Source organism: Flavobacterium quisquiliarum (assembly GCF_019308285.1).
GTDB lineage: Bacteria > Bacteroidota > Bacteroidia > Flavobacteriales > Flavobacteriaceae > Flavobacterium > Flavobacterium quisquiliarum.
The window spans coordinates 215,285-236,141 of record NZ_WWEM01000020.1 but is presented as its reverse complement, the minus strand read 5'-3'; the positions used below and the strand labels follow the sequence as shown (position 1 = coordinate 236,141).

Genomic DNA, 20,857 nt, shown 5'->3' with positions numbered 1-20,857 from the left:
GATTTCGAACTCTTTTTTTCGACTGAACAAATACTTGCCGGGAAATGCTGCAACATTTTCCGGTTTTCTTTTTTTACTTACTTACGGTTACTTCATACATTTGGTTTACTTTGGTTATTTTATATTTAACATTGGATGATTTACTAATTACGTCGAGAAAGTTATCTATCGGTTCATCTTTTAAAACAATTCCCGTAAACTTAATCTGCTCTAATGCTTTTTGCTCGAACTTCACCTTAAAGTTGTACCATCTTGCCATTTTGATCAAAATGTTTTTCAGGTTTTCATTTTCAAAATAAAACTTACCGTCTTTCCATGCTGTATAAGCTGACGGATCAACTTCAACCACTCTCAAAGCTTCGTTTTTAACTCTTGCCTGCTGTCCTGGTTGTAAAATAGTTTCTTCTGCTGGCTTAGATTTACTGATGTCTGAAACTTTTACTTTTCCTTCTGCAAGCGTTGTTTCAAAGTTTTTATCTTCTTCATAAGCGCTAACATTGAAATGCGTTCCTAAAACAGTTACATTTCCAGATTTGGTTTTTACTGTAAATGGACTATGCGGATCTTTACTTACTTCAAAGTAAGCTTCTCCTTCAAGGTTTACCGTTCTTTTGTTTCCGCTAAATTCTACAGGATATTTTAAAGAAGATTTGGAGTTCAACCAAACTTTTGTTCCATCTGAAAGGCTGACAGCGTAAATGCCACCAACAGGAACAATCAAAGTATTGTCTCCAGTCGAAATAACTCCTTTTAGATCTTTGGCATCATAAACCAAAACTTTGTTTACATTGGAAATTACTCCATTTTTAGAAACAATTTTTTCCTTTTTTGGTTCTAAGGAAACCACTGTACCATCAGCCAACACTAAAGTTGGATTGTTGTATTTTGGTTCAATACTTTTTACAACCACTTCTTGATTCTTTGAAGCTGCATCATTATTCATATAAAAGAAAATAGAAGTGATTCCTGCAAGAAACACCAAAACAGCGGCATATTGCCATATTCTTTTATAATTGAAAAGAGAAATTATAGGCGTATCTTCAAAACCAAGTTTTCCTTTAATTCTTTCGAATGCTGCATCAGTATCAATCGCATTATATAATCTCTCTTTTGATTTTAAAGTTTCTAAATCAATAATTTTCTGATAATATTCTTGATTTTCGGGTACAGAAAGCCACTCTTGCAAAAAAGCCTTTTCTTCAATCGATAATTCTCCCGTAAGCAGTTCTTTTCTTATGAGAGTAGCGATTATGATTTCTTTCTTTCCTTGGGACATATTTTTTGATATTAAGTGTCGGTTATTAACAGTTTAAGTAAATGTTATATAACTAAGAGTACGAAATATCAAAAATGGGTGGAAAGAATTTTGATTTTTTTTAAAGAAAAAGCAAAATAAATAAAAGTTCGGAGTGATTTTTAAGTTTTTCCTTCAATAATTCTATGGCGCGGGCACGCTGAGACTTCACTGTATTCACGGAAATATTAAGCTGATCAGCTATATCTTTGTATTTCATTCCTTCTAAACAGGAAAGTTCAAAAACTTCTTTACATTTTTCGGGCAGCGAGTTTAAAGCGTCTATTAAAGTGGAATATAATTCGTCTTCCAGAATATTAAAATCAAATTCTGCTGTTTCGTCTGAAAGTTTATGATCTAATTCGACTACTTTTTGTTCTTTTTTTAAAGCTAATAAAGAACCATTGCGAACCATTGTATAGAGATACGATTTGACATCGACTATTTTTTCGAACTTGATTCGGTTTTCCCAAAGTTGCAACATGACGTTTTCTACCACTTCTTCGGCGAGAAAACTATCTTTTACAAAAGAGAAACTATAGCTCACAAGACGTGGATACAAAGAATAAAATAGTTCTTTGTAATACGTTTCATCAATTCTGATATTTTCTTGTTCTGAGCTGATTTTCGTCTTCCTTTCTTTGCGCAAATATAAATTTTATATCAACAAATCATCATTTTTACCAAATAATTATCATCAAATTCCTTAAACCACTGCAAAAAAGTAAGAATAAAATGCTGATTTGTATTTTTCATCATTTGCTGTTTTCTACTAATTTTCTTCTAAAAAATATCTTCTTTCTATTTACGTAAAAATATGATTCTTTAGTTTTTAGAAAAAGGACAATCTTATAATCAAGGATTTATCTAATGAGGATATTTTTCAGTTTGGAGACAAAAATTAAAACATAGGATAAAATTACAAACGATAATAAAACAAATAATCCGTTGGTTATGGCTGTGGGAAAACCGAGCTTTACAGCATCAATAAAAGGGTAAGGATAAAAATCGGTGTAGACACCATGAAATAAGGTATAAACGACATAAATTATTGGGTAAATCAGCCAAAGCATAATAGTTTTAAAAGAAATCTTTTCCAAATCAACATAAAAAAGCCAGTAAAAGAAAAATAAAATAGGCACAACGGTATGAAAAATTTCGCTAACAATTCTGTGAAGTCCTTTTAAATCGACAACTTGACGAAGTAATAAATTAAAAACTAGTCCCACAATTACAATATAAACGGTTATAGCTGTTATTGTTGCATTCTTTCTGAAAAAAGCGCTTATCTTAAATCTTCTTCCAAACAAATTAAAGGTACTGCAGATCAAAACAACAGAATTGGTAAGAATCGTAAAAAAACTGAAAAAGCGGACTAACGCACCGAAAAGTGTAAATTCAGATTGTTCTATTAATAAATAAAACTGTGTTGGAAGTGCGTAAAGTTCCAGAGCTAAAATAATTCCTAAAAGAACCTCATTTCCTATTTTTGTGGTATTTTGCTTTTCCATAATTTACTTTATGTCAGAATACTAAAATAGGAATTTCAATTGAAACTTTTACAGAACTCTCTTTTGATTTTCGCTTTCTTTTATTGTTTTTTCGAGACGCGATTGTCTGGTCTTTTCCTGCTTTGCGCTCATAATCCAATGAATCATTACTTTTTTGTATGAAGGTGCTTGTTTTTGGAAAAATTCCCAACCAATTGCGTTACTTTTAAATTGATTTTCATATTCCAAATCAAGTGGAACAGGTTCTTTTTCGTGCGAATAAATTTTGGACTTACTTTCGGTTCTAAAGCTAAAGGCTTTTAAACCGGCATCTGTCATCAACCCGGCTTTAGTCAAGTCTTCCATTTTTTGAATATTAATGGCGCTCCAAATACTGGAAGGTTTTCTTGGAGTAAAACGAATCGTATAACTATCCTTGTCAATAGATTTTCTGACACCATCTATCCAGCCAAAACAAAGCGCCTGATCTACAGATTCTGACCAGCTCATAGAAGGCTTTCCACTTGTAACTTTATAAAAACCTACCAAAAGTTCTTTTTCGTCTTTGTGGTTTTTCTCAAGCCATTTTCTAAATTCTTTTTGATTTTCGAAGAAAGTTGGTGTCATTTTGTTTTTATAAATATATAAGAATCCTTAAAACTTTAAAAGTAGAACGAATTATTACAAAAAACAATAATTATAAGAATTAAACTACTTTTTTATTTGTTTTTTAATTATTTTTACAAAAATTAAGACTAAATAAAATGAAAAATTACTTACAAAAACTAGCCTGTCTAATAATATCACTTGTCCTGTTAGCTTGTTCTTTCAATGATGGATTACCTGATGAGCCTCAAGAACAACCAATTGCAGCGTTCTCTCATAAAAGTGATGGAAAATCACCTACAAAAATTGATTTTCTAAATGAATCTATAAATGCAACAAATTATCTATGGGATTTTGGCGATAACACAACCTCCTTAGAGAAAAACCCGAGCCATACATACATTTATCCTGGCACTTATATAGTAGAATTAAACATATCTGGTTCAGGCGGAATAGCAGTCATAAAAAAAATAATAATAATTTCTGCACAAATCACGCCAATTACCCCAACTACTCCAACTACTGTAAAAATTACAAAAGTAACTGTCGCTGAGATGCCTTTTAGTGATGAAAATGGCAACAAATGGGATAGTTTTAATGTACAATTTTCTATTGTAGATGAAGAAACTTATAAAGACCAAACATCTTCTTCAGTATTTAAAAATATCTCAAAAACACAATTACCACTTTCATGGACTCTATCAAGTCCTAAAGTAATTACTGATTTATCTAAAGAATATGAATTTTCAATAAGCAGAATAGAAGGATTGTTTGGCTATAGAATTGGTGGTCATATGTTTGCAAAAATGATAGATTATACTACTGGTACAAACAAATATCCAAATACAATTACTTTAGAATATAATGACCCATCGGTGCCCAATCAAAAAGTTACTTTTATTTTGGATATAAACTGGCAATAGTCTTCTATTGTAATATTTATTAAAGTGCTCTTTTAAAACATTTTAAAGAGTACTTTTTTTTATATTTGAAAAACAACCCAAACCTTTATTTTAATGAAAAATATAATCTTCATTTTTATAGTCCTAACCTTTTACAATTGCCAAAACAAAAAGGAAAACTATAATTTAAGCGCTGAAAAAATTAAAGATATTAATGAAGTAGTTGAAGCTGTAATTATTCAGGACAGTTTAGATGTTTTTTCTAAGAATGAAGATTCTGCTATGTTTTGTAATGAACTAAAAAAATTAAATATTTTTATTCCCGAAAAAAGAAAAGATGGGATACCTCAACCACCACCTCCGCCACAAGATATTTACATTACTTCATTACTAAGTGATAAAACAGCAGGAGAAACATTCTCTCCAAAAGATTCTTTATACCTATTAAACCAAAATTTAAATCCTGAAAAATTAGAAATTGAAGACAAACTTATAAATAAATTGAATTCAACTACCATTGAAGAAATGCTTACTAAGCGAAAAAAACATCAATTGTATCGATTTTATCAAATGACAATTCCCGTTTTTTCGATAGATAGAAAATTAGCTTATATACAACTCAATTATCATTGCGCTGGACTTTGCGGGAGTGGAAAAGCAATTTATTTGAAAAAAGTAAATGGAAAGTGGAAAATAATAGAAAAATGGGAAACATGGATTAGTTAGAAAAAAATAAACCATATTAAGTCATATAAGTTCAATCAAGTCAAAACTTAAAATCACTTACATAACTTATATGGTCCAAAAACTTTGCAACTTAGCTCCCGATAGCTTTTGGGATTGCGAGATTAATTCGTTTTAACTTCAATAATCGAAGATTGTAAATTTTGACTTGTCGCTTTCAACTGAATATTTTCCTTCTTCCCATTCGACTGAATAATCGCAATGCATTTTCCATTAAACAATTTACAGGAATTGGCTTTAAAAGAATCTAGATTTGCCTGATAACCATTATCAACACCAACTAATTTTCCACCGCCAGAAACTTCAAAATTGATTAAATCCATTGCGGTTGGCAATAAGTTTCCGTCTTTATCAGTCATCGAAACTGTTACGTAAACCAAATCGTAAGTGTCGTTTTTAATTGATGTTTTTTCAGCTTTTAAATCAATTTTAGAAGCTTCTCCCGCTGTATGAATTTCCTTTTCTAAAACTACCTTTCCATTCTTTCTTGAAACCGCTTTTAAAGTTCCTGGCTCAAATTTTACACGCCATGAAATATGCAAATCATCATTTTGTTTTGCTTTTTTCCCGAGAGATTTTCCGTTTAAGAATAATTCTACTTCATCAGCATTATTATAATAAGCCCAAACTTCTACTTCCTGATCTTTTTTCCAGTTCCAATGCGGTAAAATATGAAGAACAGTTTTATTCGACCATTCGCTTTGGTACATATAATACACATCTTTTGGAAGTCCCGCTAAATCGACAATTCCGAAATAAGAACTTCTTGCAGGAAACGGATACGGATCTGGTTCTCCAATATAATCAAATCCTGTCCAGATAAAAGTTCCCGCCATGAAATCCTGACTTTTAATTGTTTTCCAATTTTCTTCGTGCGTAGCTCCCCAATACGATTTTACCTGATCATAAGCCGAAACAGTCCAATCGGCATTTCCATCAAACGTAGCGCCGTGTTTTGTTGGCCACGCTTTAATTCCGTCTGGAAAATCATAATGTCCACGAGTTTCTAAAGCCGAAACACTTTCTGAAGCCAATATTTTTTGTCCTTTAAATTTCGTTGGAAAATCTTTATAATCTTCGTGTTTATAATTGAATCCCAAAAGATCTAAAGCACCAGATTGGTAAATAAAGTTTTTCTCAATTACATTTTCTGTCAAAGCCGAAGTTACTGGACGAGTTGTGTCCAAAGATTTTACAATTTTAGCCAATTCTCTTGTAATCGCAATTCCTGTCGAATCAAACTGTTCTCTAATTTCGTTCCCAATACTCCACATCATAACCGATGGATGATTACGGTCTCTTTTGATAAAATCTTCTAAATCCTGTTTGTGCCAGGCATCCCAGTCTTTGTGGTAATCGTTAGTTACTTTTTTCTTTTTCCAAACATCAAAAGCTTCGTCTTGAACGATAAATCCCATTTCATCGCACAATTGCATCATTTCCAAAGAATGTGGGTTGTGAGACATTCTAATAGCGTTTGCTCCCATTTCTTTCATCAAAGTCAGTTTTCTTCTAACCGCATGAATGTTTTCAACCGCACCCAAAGCACCATTATCGTGATGCAGACAAACGCCGTAAATTTTAGTTGGAACACCATTTAAAGAAAATCCTTTTTCTGAATCGAAATTAAAAAATCTAAATCCGAGCGGAGTTTCATAATTATCAACTAGTACAGATTTCTCGTAGATTTTTGTAACAACTTTATACAAATATGGATTTTCAGTATCCCACAATTGTGTTTTTAGAACATCAAGATTATGCACCTTGGTTTCAAATGTTTTAGCTCCAATTTTCTCAATAGAAACTTTATTTGCCACTTCCTTATTTTTAGCATCTAAAATAGATGTAACCAATGTAAATTCTCTGGCAGTATCATTATCATTATCGATTGTAACTTCTAAATGTACTTTTGATTTCTTTGTTGAAACTTCAGGCGTGGTGACAAAAGTTCCCCACTTTCCAACATGTAATTTTTCGCTTGTAACCAATCTAACATTTCTGTAGATTCCAGAACCTGTATACCATCTTGAGTTTGGTTGAGAATCATTATCAACTTTAACCGCGATAATATTGGCTTGTCCATAATTTAAATACGGAGACAAATCATAACCAAAAGAAATATACCCATTTGGGCGAAATCCTAATGATTTTCCATTTATAAAAACTTCACTGTTCTTAAAAACACCATCAAATTCAATAGAAATAGTCTTGCTTTTCCAACTCGCTGGAATAGTAAAAGTTTTACGATACCAACCTTTTCCTGCTGGCAAAAATCCTTGTGCTTGTTTGGTTTTAGCATCTTTGTCAAAAGCGCCTTCGATACTCCAATCATGTGGCAATTGAAGTGTTCTCCAATCAGAAGCATTGAAATTGCTATTTACTGCTTCGGGATAATCTCCTAATTTAAAGTTCCAGTTTTTGTTGAAGTCTTCTACAATTCTGGCTTGTTTTTGTGCAAAAACTGATACTGAAAACAATAAGGCAATTGTAATTTTTTGAAATATGTTTTTATGTTTAATCATGAATATGTTTTTTATTCTAATCTTGTTTTATACAAAAGTATCCACAACGTATTTGTAGAGACGCACTGCAGTGCGTCTAACACAAAGTATGGACATTTGGAGCGTAGACGCACTGCGGTGCGTCTCTACAATGCAATCCTAATTAAACCTCTGTCCCTTTGTCCCTCTGCATCTTTGAACCTCAAAAAAACCTATTGAAACTCGAAATTGTCCAACATCAATCCCTTTAAATCATCACCTTCAAGTGTTATTTTATAAGTTCCTGCATTAATATATCCTCCTGATGTTGTATTCAAAATCTTCCATTTTTCTGTCGAAGAAGGAAACTCAATCATATCATTTCGCATTAAAATTCCATACGCATCTTCCATTTTGAATTTCACTTTCATCGGAGTTTCATTTCTATTCATAAAACGGAAACGCATTAAATAAATTCCGGCAACTCCAGGTTTTACTTCAAACTCAATGCTATTGTTTGTCTTTTTTGTGAACTCTATATAGTCAGCTTTTTTGAAATTTCCTTTTTCGATTCCTGTTCCCGTTGTTTTTGTCTTTTCGGCTTCGATAATTACAACTGGTCTCGAATCGTCTTTTTCGCCCATGTCGTAAGTTGGAACCACTGCAATTGTGTTTATGTTTTCTGAATTATCAAAAAGAACCTTCTCGTCTTTCTTTACTTTTTTAGTGAAAACATCAAATGAAATTCCGTTGCTGTTTTTCGCTTTTTCTTCTATTTTTTTATATTCAGAAAATCGCTCTAAATTCAAATTTTTATTATCTATAAAAAGATATAATTCTGAATCTTCTTTAGCTGTAAATGATCCTTTATTTTTAGAATTAGATGAAAACTGTAAATAATCTACTCCAAAAATCTCAGAAGGCAATTCGGTAAAAACAACATCAGAATCTGAATATTGTTTTGAATTAATATCCAGCCATGAAGCTATTCTGTTGGTCTTATCATAAGAATCTAAAACCAGATTCTGAATGTTTTTTGAAGATTCGGTTGCTGGTCTTGCATGAATGTCTTTTGTCGCAATCGCAATCGCAGAAATGATCGCCTGCGAAGCTTTTACATTTGGAAACGAAATCACAATTTTTCCGTTTGTGCTTTTTACTTTGAATGTTTTCTTCAAAGCGTTATCATGTCCTGCTTCTGCCCAAATATCAAAATCTTTTAAAACCACATTATCGTTGATAGCAACGTCAAACAAACGCCAGCCTTTGCAGTCTAAACCTCCGCCAGTTCCGTACCAAGGTTCTGTGAAATATAATTCGACTAAATATTCTCCGTCAGATGCTGGAAATTCGTAACGCAGTTTATCAACTCCGTATCTAAAACTTTGAAATAACTCAGGATCTTTTGTTCCGTTTATTGGATCGAAAGTTGTTCTTTGACTGGCAAAAAAGTCTGGTAGTTTTTCAAAATTATCTGTCCACGATAACGAACCCCAACTATTTTGTCCATTTTTATGTGTATCGGTAAACCAAGTATTTCCAGCAGAATCTGTCAATTCTGAACCTCCGCAATTAACTCTGTAAATATAATTGTAACCAGTTTTGGCTTTTGTAATATCAACTTTATTGGTTGTTAAAACATCAAAACTTGGTGCTTTTGGAAAATTATTTAAAACAATATAATCTTTAGCAACCGCTTTCCCATTTACATAACCAACGGCATATAAAACATTGTATTGAATATTGACATTATTGAATTGAAAATGCTGACCAATTCCTGGATTTTTTAGTTTTCCTAAAGAAGATTTATTGACATCGTTGAACAATTCTACTTCATCACAATTCGAATAAATATCGATTCCGTTTTTGATTCCTGGTTTTTCCCAACGACTTGGCCAAGTATGCGAAACGATATACACCATTGGATTGGTTTTGTTTGAAACATAATTCGCACGATACATATAAAATGCATCCAGAGGTTCTCCCCAAATCGTAAAAAGTCCTTTGTAATTGACTGGGCCTACTTTGTCAATATCTCTAAATCCTTCTCCGTTTTGCACACGTCCAGGATTTTCATGCGAAGCAAAAAGCCAGTTGAATTGTCCCGCAATTTTATCTTTTACCGATTCGGCTTCTCTAACTTTAATTTCCATTAATTGAGAAAAACGGTTTTCGCTTAAAGTTCCTTTTTGGTCAAACTCACCTTCAGTATGTAAATCGGCTGAACGCCATGCGCCATATTCTCCATTTAATAACTGAGTTGTCATTTCCAAATGGTATTTTAATGGATCTCCACCATAAGTTCCCGACCAATTTTGAACTACATTCCAATCTGTTCCTTCTCCTCCGTTACAAGTTGTTACGATTCTTTGCGATGCTGATAACGGATCCATTTCACGGATAATCTGCGTGCATTCTTCGGCAAATTCTTTTGGAATTGTGCTTTCATTCTGCAATCCCCACATGACAACCGATGGACTGTTTCTGCGTTCCTTAATCCACTCTCGTAAAAGAGTTTTAAAGTTTTCTTTAAACTCAGGCGTATCGTACCAAATATGTGCTGAAAACTGGCTCCAAAACAGGATTCCGTTTTCGTCTAATTCTTTTTGATATAATAAATTATGAGGCTGATGTGCTTCTCTAAAAGCATTAAATCCGCCTGCTTTGATCTGTTCTATTCGGGAATGAATCATTTCATCTGAAAACGAATGACTTTTTCCAATTAAATGTTCGTATTCGCAGACACCATTTATAAAAACAGGTTCATCATTGATGAAAAAACGATTGTCTTTTCCGTCACGGCTAACCGGCCAACTTACCCAGCGGATTCCGTAAGGCGTTGCCAGCTGGTCGATTATTTTTCCGTTTTCATAAACCGAAGTAACTAATTTATACAAATACGGACTAGACGGTGACCATAATTTCGGGGTTTGAATCTCTGGAAGTGTTTGTGCTATTTCTTTTGTTTCTCCCGAATTGATTTTGTTGTCGCTTTTAATAATAACAACTTTCTTTCCTGAAGCATCCAGAAGAATATTTTCGATAGTTAAATTTCGTTGTGAGGTGCTGTAATTCTTGATTTCTGTAGTGGTATGAAGAATTGTTTTTTCTTTTGAAACCGATTTATCATTCCAAATATGAACACCAAACGGCTGAATTCTTACATCGTTTGTAATTACCAAAGTAACAGGCCTGAAAATTCCCATTGGTTGAGAGCCTTCTGAAAATCCCCATTCTCCTGAACAACCTCCGCAAACCCAAGGAAGATCTGCAATAAAAGAAGGATGTGATGCTTTTACTAAAATGATATTTTCTTTGTCGAAAGAAACCGCTTTGGTAATGTCTAAAGTAAAAGTGGTTCTTCCGCCTTTGTGTTCGCCTACTTTTTTTCCGTTTACCCAAACTGTCGCATACGAACTTACGCCTTCGAAATAAAGAAAATGCTGTTTTGAACTGTCTTTTTTGTCAAGCCTTAATGTTTTTTTGTACCAGGCAGTTCCATGCAAATTTCCATGTTTTGTTCTTCTGAAACCATAATACTGATCCCAATTGTGAGGCACACTAACCTTCTGCCAATTGGAATCAGTTTCTGGATGGTCTACAAACCTCTCTTCTTGTGCAGGAAGATTTTCCAAGATTACGGTTTCCCAAGATGAATTCAGCGAAATTTCTTTACGAAACTTCCCTGAATCTTTGCTCTGACTCCAAACAAAGCAAAGACTTGAAAAAAAACAAAAAATAAAAAAAACTATTCTATTCATATTTTCTATTTCCTGCAAGGTTTTCAAAACCTTGTAGGTTTAACTTTTTAACGTTCATTTTAGATACCTACAAGGTTTTGAAAACCTTGCAGGAAACGTATATGTTTCTTTAACACAGACCTAACAAGTTTTAAAAAGATGTTAGGTCTAAATTAATTACGAGTTCGCGTGAGGGATTGAGGCGGTATCCTTTTATGTAGCGGAGCGGAATAAAAGATATAGCCGAAAGCCCGACCCGGAGGGACACGCCCAAATTATTTTTTTAATTCTAAACTTTATTATACCTACAAGGTTTTGAAAACCTTGCAGGAACGCAAATTAATAAAACAACCAGTCAATAGCTGCTTTCTCTCCTGCATCAATATATCCCACATCACGCGGTGTTATCGTTTGATCTGCATCGATGAAACCTAAAATCAATACTTTTCCTTTTCCTAAATCTAATTTATTCTCGCCCGGCTGGAAAGTATAGGTATGAATGTTTACACGAGGCAACTCTTTTAAATTCATCGCACTTGCTAGAATTACTTCGGCTTGACCGTGGGCATTTCCTGCCGCATCTGTTTCTAAACTTGGCGGTAATAAAAATCTCTTTTGATCTGAATTGAAATAACCAACTACTAATTTAACCGCTTTTGTGTTTCTAAACTTCAAATGCGTTCCTTTTTCGTTTTGATCATTTTCTACAAACGAATATCCTCTTAAATTTTGAAGTTCAGGAGCAACTTTAGTTAACTCAGAAATATCTGTTCCATACACTTTTGTTCCTGTTTTAACTAAATAAGTTCCCGGTTTTTCATCAATGAAAGTTACTTCTGCCGTTTTCCAAGGTTTTCCTTCTTTCGTTTCTATTTTACCGTCTTTTGATGCTTTTAGCTTTTCTAAATTTCTTTTGAAATTAGCCAATTCACGTTCGTAATGCGGTAACAATTCAGCCCAAGTTTTGTTGTTTCCGTCGTCTCCTCCAATCGGGATTCGGCGTTGAGCAGTTTGCATACTGTTGGCATAGTAATACGTATCTTTTGTCAGTTTTACCAATAACTCATAGTACTCGATGCTTTTCTCCAAATGAGGCATTGCCTTGTCTAAATCGGTAATATCATTTGAATAACTGTATCTTAAAACCAATAAAGCTGCTTTTACTTTTTCTGAGAAGAAATCGGCGAAAGCCTTATAAGCATGAATATCATTTTTAAGACGTTCAAATTCTTCTTTATCTTTGGTTACGCTGGCTTCGGCTTTGTCGATAGCTTCAACGGCCAATCTTCCGTGTTCTGTAATTTCAGCTATAATCTGAGTTGGAAGTTCACCCGAATGCGGTTCTTTATTCCATTCTTTTTTAGCATATTCCAAAAGCAACTCACCTGCTGGCCCACAAGATTCATGGAATCCTGGATAAACTCTCCATTTTGACGGATTGACCAACTGACTTTCAAACATTCCTAATAGTAAAGTCTGACGGTTTCCTTCCGTAATTCCGAAACGTCTTAATGTTTTTGGAGCAATTTCTCCTGTTTCTTCGTAAGCTTTTAAAATATTGTTGGCTGCTTCTTGACTCGTTCCAAATTTCGCAGCTAAATCATTATCCCAGAATTTAACTTCTTCGTTTCGATCTCTTTTGCTATCCCAAGCATATCTTGCCCAAGCCTTGTACCAAATCCAGTCACGATCCATTTCTAATAAACGTTCTCCTGATTTCGTTTTATCTGCAGAATATGGCCAATCCCAATATGAAGCTTGCGGATATAAATGCAGTGCATTTGCGCCATGAACACTATGCATCGCTTTTACCGTTTTCTGAATAAAATCTGGCGAACCGTATCTAAAAGGTTCTAAATTAGCCAAAATATGAACGTTCTCAATATGAATTGATTTTAAAGCACTTAATTGTTTATGCGTTTCTCCCCAAGGACCGCCCGGCGTATAAGTCGTTAATGATTCTCCTGTATATTTACTTTCTGTATATAAGTTTTTATATAATGGAAGTGATTTTTCCATTACCAAAGGCCCATCGGTATCATGAGAACGCAAAATAATCGGCGGTTCTTCTGTTTTTCCTAATGCCTGTAAACCATCACGAACACCTGGGATAATCGTTTTGGTAAACCATTCTACATCATCATCAACGGTATTGATTGCTTCTCCCAAGCAAACCATTAAGCCAACGTTTGGATATTTTTCGATAAAAGCGGCAATAGATTTTCTGGTATAATCTGACAATAAAGGTGTAATTGGTCTTGAACGATCCTGAGTTTTGATATTAAAATGCTCTGCAAAAGGCTTAGAAACAATAATATTGTAAAACATCTGAATTACCCAGATTCCTCTTTTATTTGCTTCAACGGTTAAGAATTTATAAATTTCTTCGTTCTTTTTGAAATCTTCGTCGCCGACTTCAACCGCAAACGGATATTCTTTTAATTTTACTAAAGAAGCAAAAGGATGACCGTTCCATAAATACAAAGAATTCATACGGTTTTCTACCAGCATATCTAAGTATTTTATCCATAAAGCTTTATCATAAAACCACGGAAAAGTTTCCGGTGTATATGGATATTCGTAAACGTCACGTCCTGGAAGATAAACTGGTTTCTGCATTCCGATGCAGGCTCCTCTTAAAACCATTTCTGGGCTATCATCAATATTAATTTCTGAAGGAAGCTGACCTGAATTTTTAATACGATCTGCTAATTCTAATGCACCATACAAAGTTCCCGAAGCATCTGTTCCTTCAATGTAAATTACATTATTTTGAGTTCGAATCTGAAAACCTTCTTTCTTGTTTAATTTGCTATCGTCGATTTTAGCGTTTTTAGCATTTTTCTTCCAGAAATCGGTTCCTTTTTCTCCAATAACAATTACTTTATCTTTTGATTTTTTGAATTTATCAGAAGAAGTTACGCTAAATCCTTTTGCTGAAAGGGTTTCTGATAATTTCTCTGCTCCAAATTTTGCTCTCGGCGAATTGACATCACTCACAACTGTGATGTTCTGCGCTGTCGCGAAAGTGATATAAAAAAATAAAAAGAGTAATTGTAAATATTTCATGGTATGCTGTTTTTGGGTATTCATTCTAAAATAATCTGCTAGATCTGCTGAATCTGCGTGAAAAAATTATCTCTCGCAGATTCAGCAGATTTGGCAGATTTTCTATTGATTCTTTTGCTACAGATTTAAAAAATCATTTTAATCCTTTTAATCTGTGGCTAAAAAAATTTAATTCTGGAAAATCTTCTTCAAATAAGTCACATTTGCTCCGTAATTGGCTTTTACATTATGCACTTGTGTTACATCACGAGAACGTTCTACAATCAGCCATCCGCTCCATTTCATTTCATCTAATGTCGCTTTGATTTTTGGCATATCGATCGCTTTGTCATTTTCTAACCAAAACTGATCAGTATTCGAAGCATGAATCTGGGCTAAATATTTCTTTCCTAAGATTTTCAATTCTGATGAAATATCTCTTTTATTATCTAAAGCATTAGCAAAATTGAAAGAGCTTTTAATATATTTTGAACCGACTTCATCTAAAAGTTTTTTCTCCTCTGTCGCATCCAAAGAGGTTTCAATTGCAATTACTCCACCTATTTTACCAACTTCTTTTCCTGCCCATTGCAATCTTTTAATTACTTCTGGACGTAACTCCGGATTTTTAACTAAATCCGTTTGTGTTCCTAATGGAAGATAAGCCACTTTTACTTTCATGTTTTTCATGGCCTGAATGCAATCCGTAATCATGGGTGTGATTTCTCTTGTAGCAAAAGATTGTGCATAAAATCCAGACATCGCGATCGAACTTATTCCGACACCAGTTTCTTTCGATTTATCAAGAAATTTTTGTCTTTCAACAGGATCACCTAGTTTGCTGTCGAAAGTTGGGCGGTTTCCTAAACCTCCCATATCCAGTTCGATTCCGTCAGCTTTTATTTCCGCTGCTAAAGCAAAAGAACCTAATTTCTGTCTTTTTAAAATCATCCAATCGCAAACCGCAACTTTATATTTTTGCTTTTTGTTGGATGACTGAGCCGTCGCACAGCTGTTAAATGTTGTTGATAGAACAACAAATAGCGCAACAATTAAATTTCTTTTAGATTTCATGGCTATATTTTTTTTGCCACAGATTAAAAGGATTAAAATGATTTTTTTTTCTAATCCATCCATCTCCAAAATCTGCCAAATCTGCGAGAGTTTTTTTTTCACGCAGATTTGGCAGATTGAGCAGATTTTTTTTAATCCATTTAATCCTTTTAATCTGTGGCTATATCTTTATTACTCTTCTTCGGCTTTTACCGCTGTAACTACTTTTCCTTCGTCACCCGGCCAGATTCCATTTTTAATTGGAAGTGCCACTAATTTGCTTGGATCAACTTTTACATATTTCAGTTTTTCTCTTCTCCAAGTGTACACAATATGCACCATTCCGTCTGAACTTTGAATAATCGAAGGATAAGAATATTGGCTGATTTTTGAATCTTCTAAAACCAAAGCGGCATTCCAGTTAATTCCGTCTTTTGAAACCGAAACGTTTAAAGGTGTTCTTGGTCCTTTTGCTTCTGTTCCCGGAGGTAAAACGTGGTTGTAAACCAATAAATGTCTACCGTCTTTAAGTGTTACGGCATCTGTTCCTGAGTTGTTATTTGGCAGTCCGATTAACTCAACAGCTGACCAAGTTTTTCCGTTATCTTTAGAGAAGGTGCTGAAAATTGCTCTGTTTCTCGTTCTTCCAATCGCCTGAATACTTCCGTCTTTATGAAATAAAATACTCGGCTGAATCGCATTGATTTTTTGTTTTCCTCTTGGAAGTGTATCACCCATTACCCAGGTTTTTCCGAAATCTGGAGTAGATTCCATGCGAAGTCTCCAGCCATCGCCTTCAATGCTTGACGGACATAATAATATTCCGTTGCTTAATAAAACTGGTTTATTTTTGATTGGCCCTAAGAAACCGTCTGGCATTTTTTGTGCTTCAGACCAAGTTTTTCCACCATCAGATGAAGTTCTGATTACGCCCCACCATTCAGATGGTTTTGGGCCTATTTTGTAGAATAACATTAAATCGCCACCCGGAATCTGATATAAAACCGGATTCCAAGTTGGTAATCTTGGTCCTTCTTTCATCACACCGTCGGCAACTTTTACGCCTTCGTTCCAAGTATCGCTTCCTTTTGGTTTGATGGCTACATAAATGCAAACATCAGGATGTCTTTCGTGAGTTCCTCCAAACCATGAAGCAACTAAATCACCATTTGTGGCTTCGACAATTGTAACGGCGTGGCAAGAAGGATAAGGTGCTTTATCGTAAATAAACTGATCTACTAAAATTCCTTCTTTCCATGTCTTTCTCTCTAAAGCCGATTTACAACTTCCTAAAAGGAAAAGTCCAAACAAGACAAATGCTAATTTTGATATCTTCATTCTTAATTAAATTATGAATTATTTTTTTTGACTATAAATACATACCCAACATTTTTTTAGGCAAAAATATTTAATAAGTGTAAAAATAACACCAAAAAATTAACAATGTATCCTGTACTGTCCCGAATTATTAAAAATGCAGATTATTTAACGTTTATCGTAAAATTTCCTGACGAAAGTGTTACCAATATTTGATTTTTCTCTGTTGTATGATTATAAGAAGTCTTTTCTAATTTTTGTTTATTGATGGAAACTGTCGAGACATCACTTGCAGGAAGATATACTATAGCCGATGTATTCGCTGGAATCGTAATATTCCAAACCAATGCTTTTTTATCTTTTTTCCAGTCACTTTTAATTGTTCCGTAAATCGATTCGTATGAAGCGTTTACATAAGTCAATCCAGCATTAAAATCTGGTTTCATAACGATTTGTTTAAAACCCGGAGTTTCAGGATTGCTCTTGATTCCCGCCATATTTTCGTAATACCAAATTAATAAATCGCCTAAAAGCATGACGTGGTTTTGCGAATTCATTGCAGGATCTGCTGTGTTTCCGTTCCAAAGTTCCCAAATGGTTGTGGCACCGTTTTCGACCATATAACCCCAACTTGGATAGGTTTTATTTGATGCCAGTTTGAAAGCCAAATCACCACGACCAAAATTGGTTAATGTTCGCATTAAAAACTGAGTTCCGATAACGCCTGTACTTACATGACCGTTTTTAATTACTTCTACTTCATGCACTAAGTTTTCAAAAACTTTTTGTTTTAATTCTTCCGGAACCATTCCGAAAGTTAAAGGCAGTAAATTAGCTGTTACCGTATTGTTGGCGTAATTATTTTTTGATACATTAAAATATTTAGCGTTGAATGCTTTTTTGATTCTTGAAGCCACATCATCATAATGTTTAATATCATTTTGAGCATTGGCAATCACAGCAAACTTTTTCATGATATTTAAAAGCTGGTAATAAAACGCACTCGAAATCAATTCTCCATCGGTTAAACGTGAAGGATCTTTCGAACGAATTAATTCCAACGATTCTGGCGGAACACACCAATCGCCGTATTTATCTTTAGTCATAATATTATCAACCAAATAGTTTTCTTCCATATAATCCATCCACTTTTTCATGTATGGATATTGTTTTTCTACCACTTTTGTATCTCCAAATTGCTGATACAGCATATCGGCAACCGTGATATAAGTTCCAGGCCAGGTCACATTATCGCCGTAATAACGCCAGAAAGCTGGTGCTACATCCGGAATTCCGCCATCGATAGTCTGTGAGTTTTTAATATCATCTAACCATTTTGCGTACAAAGTCTGATTGTCGAATAAAAAGCTTTCTCCGTAAGCTCCAGTAGTTCTGTCTCCCAACCAAGGCTGGCGCTCGTTTCTTTGCGGACAATCAATCGGCATTCCTTTATAATTACCGCTGATTCCCCACCAGGCATTCTTAAAAATCTGATTCATAATTGGGTTCGAAGAATCGAAAGTTCCCGTAGTCTGAATATCATCATAAACCACTTTTCCAAGAAAATTTTCTAAAGCTGGCTTGGTTTTAAATCCTGAAATCTCTACAAATCGAAATCCGTGATAAACAAAACGTGGCTCCCAAACTTCTTCGCCCTCGCCTTTCAATGTATAAATATCAGTCGTTTTCGCATCACGGAGATTCGCAATGTATAAAGAACCATCTGATTGTAATGATTCAGCAAACTTCATCGTGATTTTATCGCCTGCACTTCCTTTCACTTTCAGTTGAAGCCAGCCCACCATATTTTGTCCCATATCCAGGATATAAGTTCCTTTTGGTGTTTGTTTGATTGAAATTGGTTTTACTTCACGTTTTACCTTCATATTCGCCGACATCTGTCCTTCGTAGAATCCGCCTGGTTCCTGAACGTATCTCGCATTTACCCAGTTTTTATCGTCAAAATTGGTCGTATTCCAGCCATTCATTTCCTTGCGGGCATCGTATTCTTCGCCATCGTATTCATTGTTAGCCAAAATCGGGCCGTCGGTTGTGATTTTCCATGTATCATCTGTTCTGATAACGTCTTTGCTACCGTCGGTATATTCTACAAACAACTGCAGAGCCATTTTCGGCAAACCAAATGACTTGATTTTATAAGGTTTATAATCTTGACGCATGGCAAAAAAACGTCCGTTCCCTAAAATTGTTCCCAACATATTTTTACCTTCTTTCAATTGCGAAGTCACATCAAAAACATTGTATTTTATATTTTTGGTATAGTCCGTAGGAACGGGTGCCAAAACCTGGTCACCAATTTTATTCCCATTAATGTACAACTCGTACAAGCCCATTCCCATGATATAGACTTTTGCGCTTTTGACTTGTTTTTTCAGGTTGATTTCTTTTCGCAGATAACGCGCTGACAATTTTGAATACTGCGAAATGCTGTCATCTTTCGACAATTTTTCATAGCCAATCCAGCGAGTCGATTTCCAGTCGGAATACGTTAAAATCCCGATACTGAAATGTGCTGTTTCTTTTGATTGAACTTCGCCTTTATTTGTAAATACATTTACTTTCCAATAAACGTCTTGTCTGTCTTTTAGCTTTTTTCCACTATAAATTACATTTACAGATTCATCGCTTTGCATCTTTCCGCTATCCCATAAATCTCCATTTCCGGCATTTAATTTTTCTAAACTTGAAGAAGCAATAATCTGATATGAAGTTTGTTTTACATCATTTATATCTGCTTTTATTTTCCAGCTTAATCTTGGCTGTAAAACATCAATTCCTTCGGGATTGGTTAGCATTTCGCATTTTAAATCACTTACACTGATTTTGGTTTGGGCTTTCGCCGAAAATGTAAAAAGTGAAATGATTAAGGTAAGATGTAAAAAAAAGTTTTTCATGATTTTATTTTAAGCTTTTGGCTTTATTTTTTTGTTTCTCGCAGATTTGGCAGATTGAGCAGATTACTTTTCTCTATTTAAAATCTCCTAAATCTGCGAGAGGAAATTATGCTTCTTTTGTCATTTATGACAAACTAAAACTTAATTAATTATGGATTTATAAATCGTCTTAATTTATCAAGTGTACTTAAGCTTTCAAAAGCAATTTTATATTGTTCTAACAATTTACTTGCTTTCCAGCGCATTTTCCACTCTGGATCTTTCAGTTTTTGTCTCAGCTTAGATACTACAAATGAATTACTTTTTAAAACTTCTTCATCAATCCAATCTTGAAGAAATTCCAAAGCCTTTAAACGGGTTTCTAAATCCTTATGATCTAATCCTTTTAGCAATGTCTGTCTAACTTGTCCCGCATTATACGAACTTATATCTTCTACTAAAATTTCATATAAAACTGGAGTTAGTTCTTTTATTTTATTCTGATTTAACGCAATCTGAAAAACTCTGCTAAACTCATCAGAAAGAAAATCTGCCCATTTATCAATATCTTCATCTTCACTCAGCGAATAGTAAATAAAACTGACCTTATCAGGCTGTGTAAAGAGTTGATTTTCACAAAAACGTTTTATTTCATCTAAATCTTTAACAGCTAATTTTTGAACATCTTGTATTGCTTCTTCTGAATCCTCATGTTCAAGGTCATAATATTGCTCTAAAGTGATGATTTGGTCAAAATCATGTATAGGTTCGTAAACAATTTTATTCTCGCTCGTAGTGCTTGGTGTAAACTTTGGAGTATATTTTTTTATAAGTTCCTTAATTTCATTTTCAGACACATCATAATCATCTATTTTTATTTCTATCGTTTTCTGCTTATAAACAAAAGTGAGGTAAAACTCTTTATAGGACAAATTGTACTTTGCCGTGTGTTCTGTTTTCGCAATAACTCTTGGAAATATAATATCTTTCCATTCATAAAAAATCTCATTAAGTTCTAATCCTTCTTGTGAGAATATTATTTTTTTATGAAAATTAAAAAGAGTCATTACCGCCTTTTTTCCATAAACGATGATAAACAAAACAGTAACAATTGGTAAAACCAAATCACCAAATTTAAATCTAATCTTTTCAATATTTATGATTGATAAAAAGTAAATCCCTGAAACCACAAATATCATATTCCATGCAATATGAAATACACCGCCTTTGATTGAATAATTTAATACTGTTTTCTCCAAATTTTATTCTTAACTAAATTTACTTTATCG

The 20,857-nt window shown here is 34.0% G+C and carries 13 protein-coding genes; 2 read left to right on the top strand and 11 right to left on the bottom strand.

What is annotated here, in order from left to right; translation table 11 throughout:
- Window positions 1-73 precede the first annotated feature (73 nt).
- The 4 genes from GSY47_RS09000 to GSY47_RS08985 all read right to left on the bottom strand — a co-directional run bounded on the left by GSY47_RS09000 (window position 74) and on the right by GSY47_RS08985 (window position 3,411).
- The gene (locus tag GSY47_RS09000; RefSeq protein WP_179005811.1) at window positions 74-1,276 is read right to left on the bottom strand and encodes a FecR family protein; all 1,203 of its coding nucleotides are present in this window, start codon (window positions 1,274-1,276) and stop codon (window positions 74-76) included.
- A 100-nt stretch (window positions 1,277-1,376) separates the two neighbouring features.
- Window positions 1,377-1,943 (bottom strand): RNA polymerase sigma-70 factor, encoded by a 567-nt coding sequence (locus tag GSY47_RS08995; protein ID WP_179005809.1) that lies wholly within the window; start codon window positions 1,941-1,943, stop codon window positions 1,377-1,379.
- Window positions 1,944-2,157: 214 nt separating this feature from the next.
- The gene (locus tag GSY47_RS08990; RefSeq protein ID WP_179005807.1) at window positions 2,158-2,805 is read right to left on the bottom strand and encodes a Pr6Pr family membrane protein; all 648 of its coding nucleotides are present in this window, start codon (window positions 2,803-2,805) and stop codon (window positions 2,158-2,160) included.
- 48 nt (window positions 2,806-2,853) lie between these two features.
- Window positions 2,854-3,411 carry a YdeI/OmpD-associated family protein gene (locus GSY47_RS08985; protein ID WP_179005805.1) on the bottom strand — a complete coding sequence of 186 codons (558 nt, stop codon included), beginning with the start codon at window positions 3,409-3,411 and terminating at the stop codon, window positions 2,854-2,856.
- A gap of 137 nt (window positions 3,412-3,548) precedes the next feature.
- Between GSY47_RS08985 and GSY47_RS08980 the strand changes: the two genes are divergently transcribed.
- Window positions 3,549-4,313: a PKD domain-containing protein gene (locus GSY47_RS08980; RefSeq protein WP_179005803.1), complete on the top strand. Its 765-nt coding sequence runs from the start codon at window positions 3,549-3,551 to the stop codon at window positions 4,311-4,313.
- A 93-nt stretch (window positions 4,314-4,406) separates the two neighbouring features.
- A complete protein-coding gene (locus tag GSY47_RS08975; protein WP_179005801.1) occupies window positions 4,407-5,018 on the top strand; it encodes a hypothetical protein in 612 nt (203 codons plus the stop codon).
- A gap of 122 nt (window positions 5,019-5,140) precedes the next feature.
- Here GSY47_RS08975 and GSY47_RS08970 read toward each other — a convergent pair whose 3' ends face one another.
- From GSY47_RS08970 to GSY47_RS08940, 7 genes are all read right to left on the bottom strand, one after another.
- The gene (locus GSY47_RS08970) at window positions 5,141-7,558 is read right to left on the bottom strand and encodes a sugar-binding domain-containing protein (RefSeq protein ID WP_179005799.1); all 2,418 of its coding nucleotides are present in this window, start codon (window positions 7,556-7,558) and stop codon (window positions 5,141-5,143) included.
- Window positions 7,559-7,749: 191 nt separating this feature from the next.
- Complete coding sequence (locus tag GSY47_RS08965; RefSeq protein ID WP_179005797.1) at window positions 7,750-11,277, bottom strand: malectin domain-containing carbohydrate-binding protein; 3,528 nt, start codon at window positions 11,275-11,277, stop codon at window positions 7,750-7,752.
- A 318-nt stretch (window positions 11,278-11,595) separates the two neighbouring features.
- Window positions 11,596-14,325: an alpha-d-galacturonidase gene (locus GSY47_RS08960; protein ID WP_179005795.1), complete on the bottom strand. Its 2,730-nt coding sequence runs from the start codon at window positions 14,323-14,325 to the stop codon at window positions 11,596-11,598.
- Window positions 14,326-14,493: 168 nt separating this feature from the next.
- Complete coding sequence (locus GSY47_RS08955) at window positions 14,494-15,378, bottom strand: sugar phosphate isomerase/epimerase family protein (RefSeq protein WP_179005793.1); 885 nt, start codon at window positions 15,376-15,378, stop codon at window positions 14,494-14,496.
- A 171-nt stretch (window positions 15,379-15,549) separates the two neighbouring features.
- On the bottom strand, window positions 15,550-16,695 hold the full coding sequence (locus tag GSY47_RS08950; RefSeq protein ID WP_179005791.1) for a sialidase family protein: 1,146 nt from the start codon (window positions 16,693-16,695) through the stop codon (window positions 15,550-15,552).
- Window positions 16,696-16,838: 143 nt separating this feature from the next.
- The gene (locus GSY47_RS08945) at window positions 16,839-19,589 is read right to left on the bottom strand and encodes a glycoside hydrolase family 78 protein (protein ID WP_179005789.1); all 2,751 of its coding nucleotides are present in this window, start codon (window positions 19,587-19,589) and stop codon (window positions 16,839-16,841) included.
- 149 nt (window positions 19,590-19,738) lie between these two features.
- Complete coding sequence (locus tag GSY47_RS08940; protein WP_179005787.1) at window positions 19,739-20,827, bottom strand: HEAT repeat domain-containing protein; 1,089 nt, start codon at window positions 20,825-20,827, stop codon at window positions 19,739-19,741.
- Between the last annotated feature and the right edge of the window lie 30 nt (window positions 20,828-20,857).

What these genes read in the sequence shown, in the direction of transcription:
- GSY47_RS09000 (WP_179005811.1), bottom strand. Translation starts at nt 1,276, where the DNA reads ATGTCCCAAGGAAAGAAAGAAATCATAATCGCTACTCTCATAAGAAAA.
- GSY47_RS08990 (WP_179005807.1), bottom strand. Translation starts at nt 2,805, where the DNA reads ATGGAAAAGCAAAATACCACAAAAATAGGAAATGAGGTTCTTTTAGGA.
- GSY47_RS08985 (WP_179005805.1), bottom strand. Translation starts at nt 3,411, where the DNA reads ATGACACCAACTTTCTTCGAAAATCAAAAAGAATTTAGAAAATGGCTT.
- GSY47_RS08980 (WP_179005803.1), top strand. Translation starts at nt 3,549, where the DNA reads ATGAAAAATTACTTACAAAAACTAGCCTGTCTAATAATATCACTTGTC.
- GSY47_RS08975 (WP_179005801.1), top strand. Translation starts at nt 4,407, where the DNA reads ATGAAAAATATAATCTTCATTTTTATAGTCCTAACCTTTTACAATTGC.
- GSY47_RS08970 (WP_179005799.1), bottom strand. Translation starts at nt 7,558, where the DNA reads ATGATTAAACATAAAAACATATTTCAAAAAATTACAATTGCCTTATTG.
- GSY47_RS08965 (WP_179005797.1), bottom strand. Translation starts at nt 11,277, where the DNA reads ATGAATAGAATAGTTTTTTTTATTTTTTGTTTTTTTTCAAGTCTTTGC.
- GSY47_RS08960 (WP_179005795.1), bottom strand. Translation starts at nt 14,325, where the DNA reads ATGAAATATTTACAATTACTCTTTTTATTTTTTTATATCACTTTCGCG.
- GSY47_RS08955 (WP_179005793.1), bottom strand. Translation starts at nt 15,378, where the DNA reads ATGAAATCTAAAAGAAATTTAATTGTTGCGCTATTTGTTGTTCTATCA.
- GSY47_RS08950 (WP_179005791.1), bottom strand. Translation starts at nt 16,695, where the DNA reads ATGAAGATATCAAAATTAGCATTTGTCTTGTTTGGACTTTTCCTTTTA.
- GSY47_RS08945 (WP_179005789.1), bottom strand. Translation starts at nt 19,589, where the DNA reads ATGAAAAACTTTTTTTTACATCTTACCTTAATCATTTCACTTTTTACA.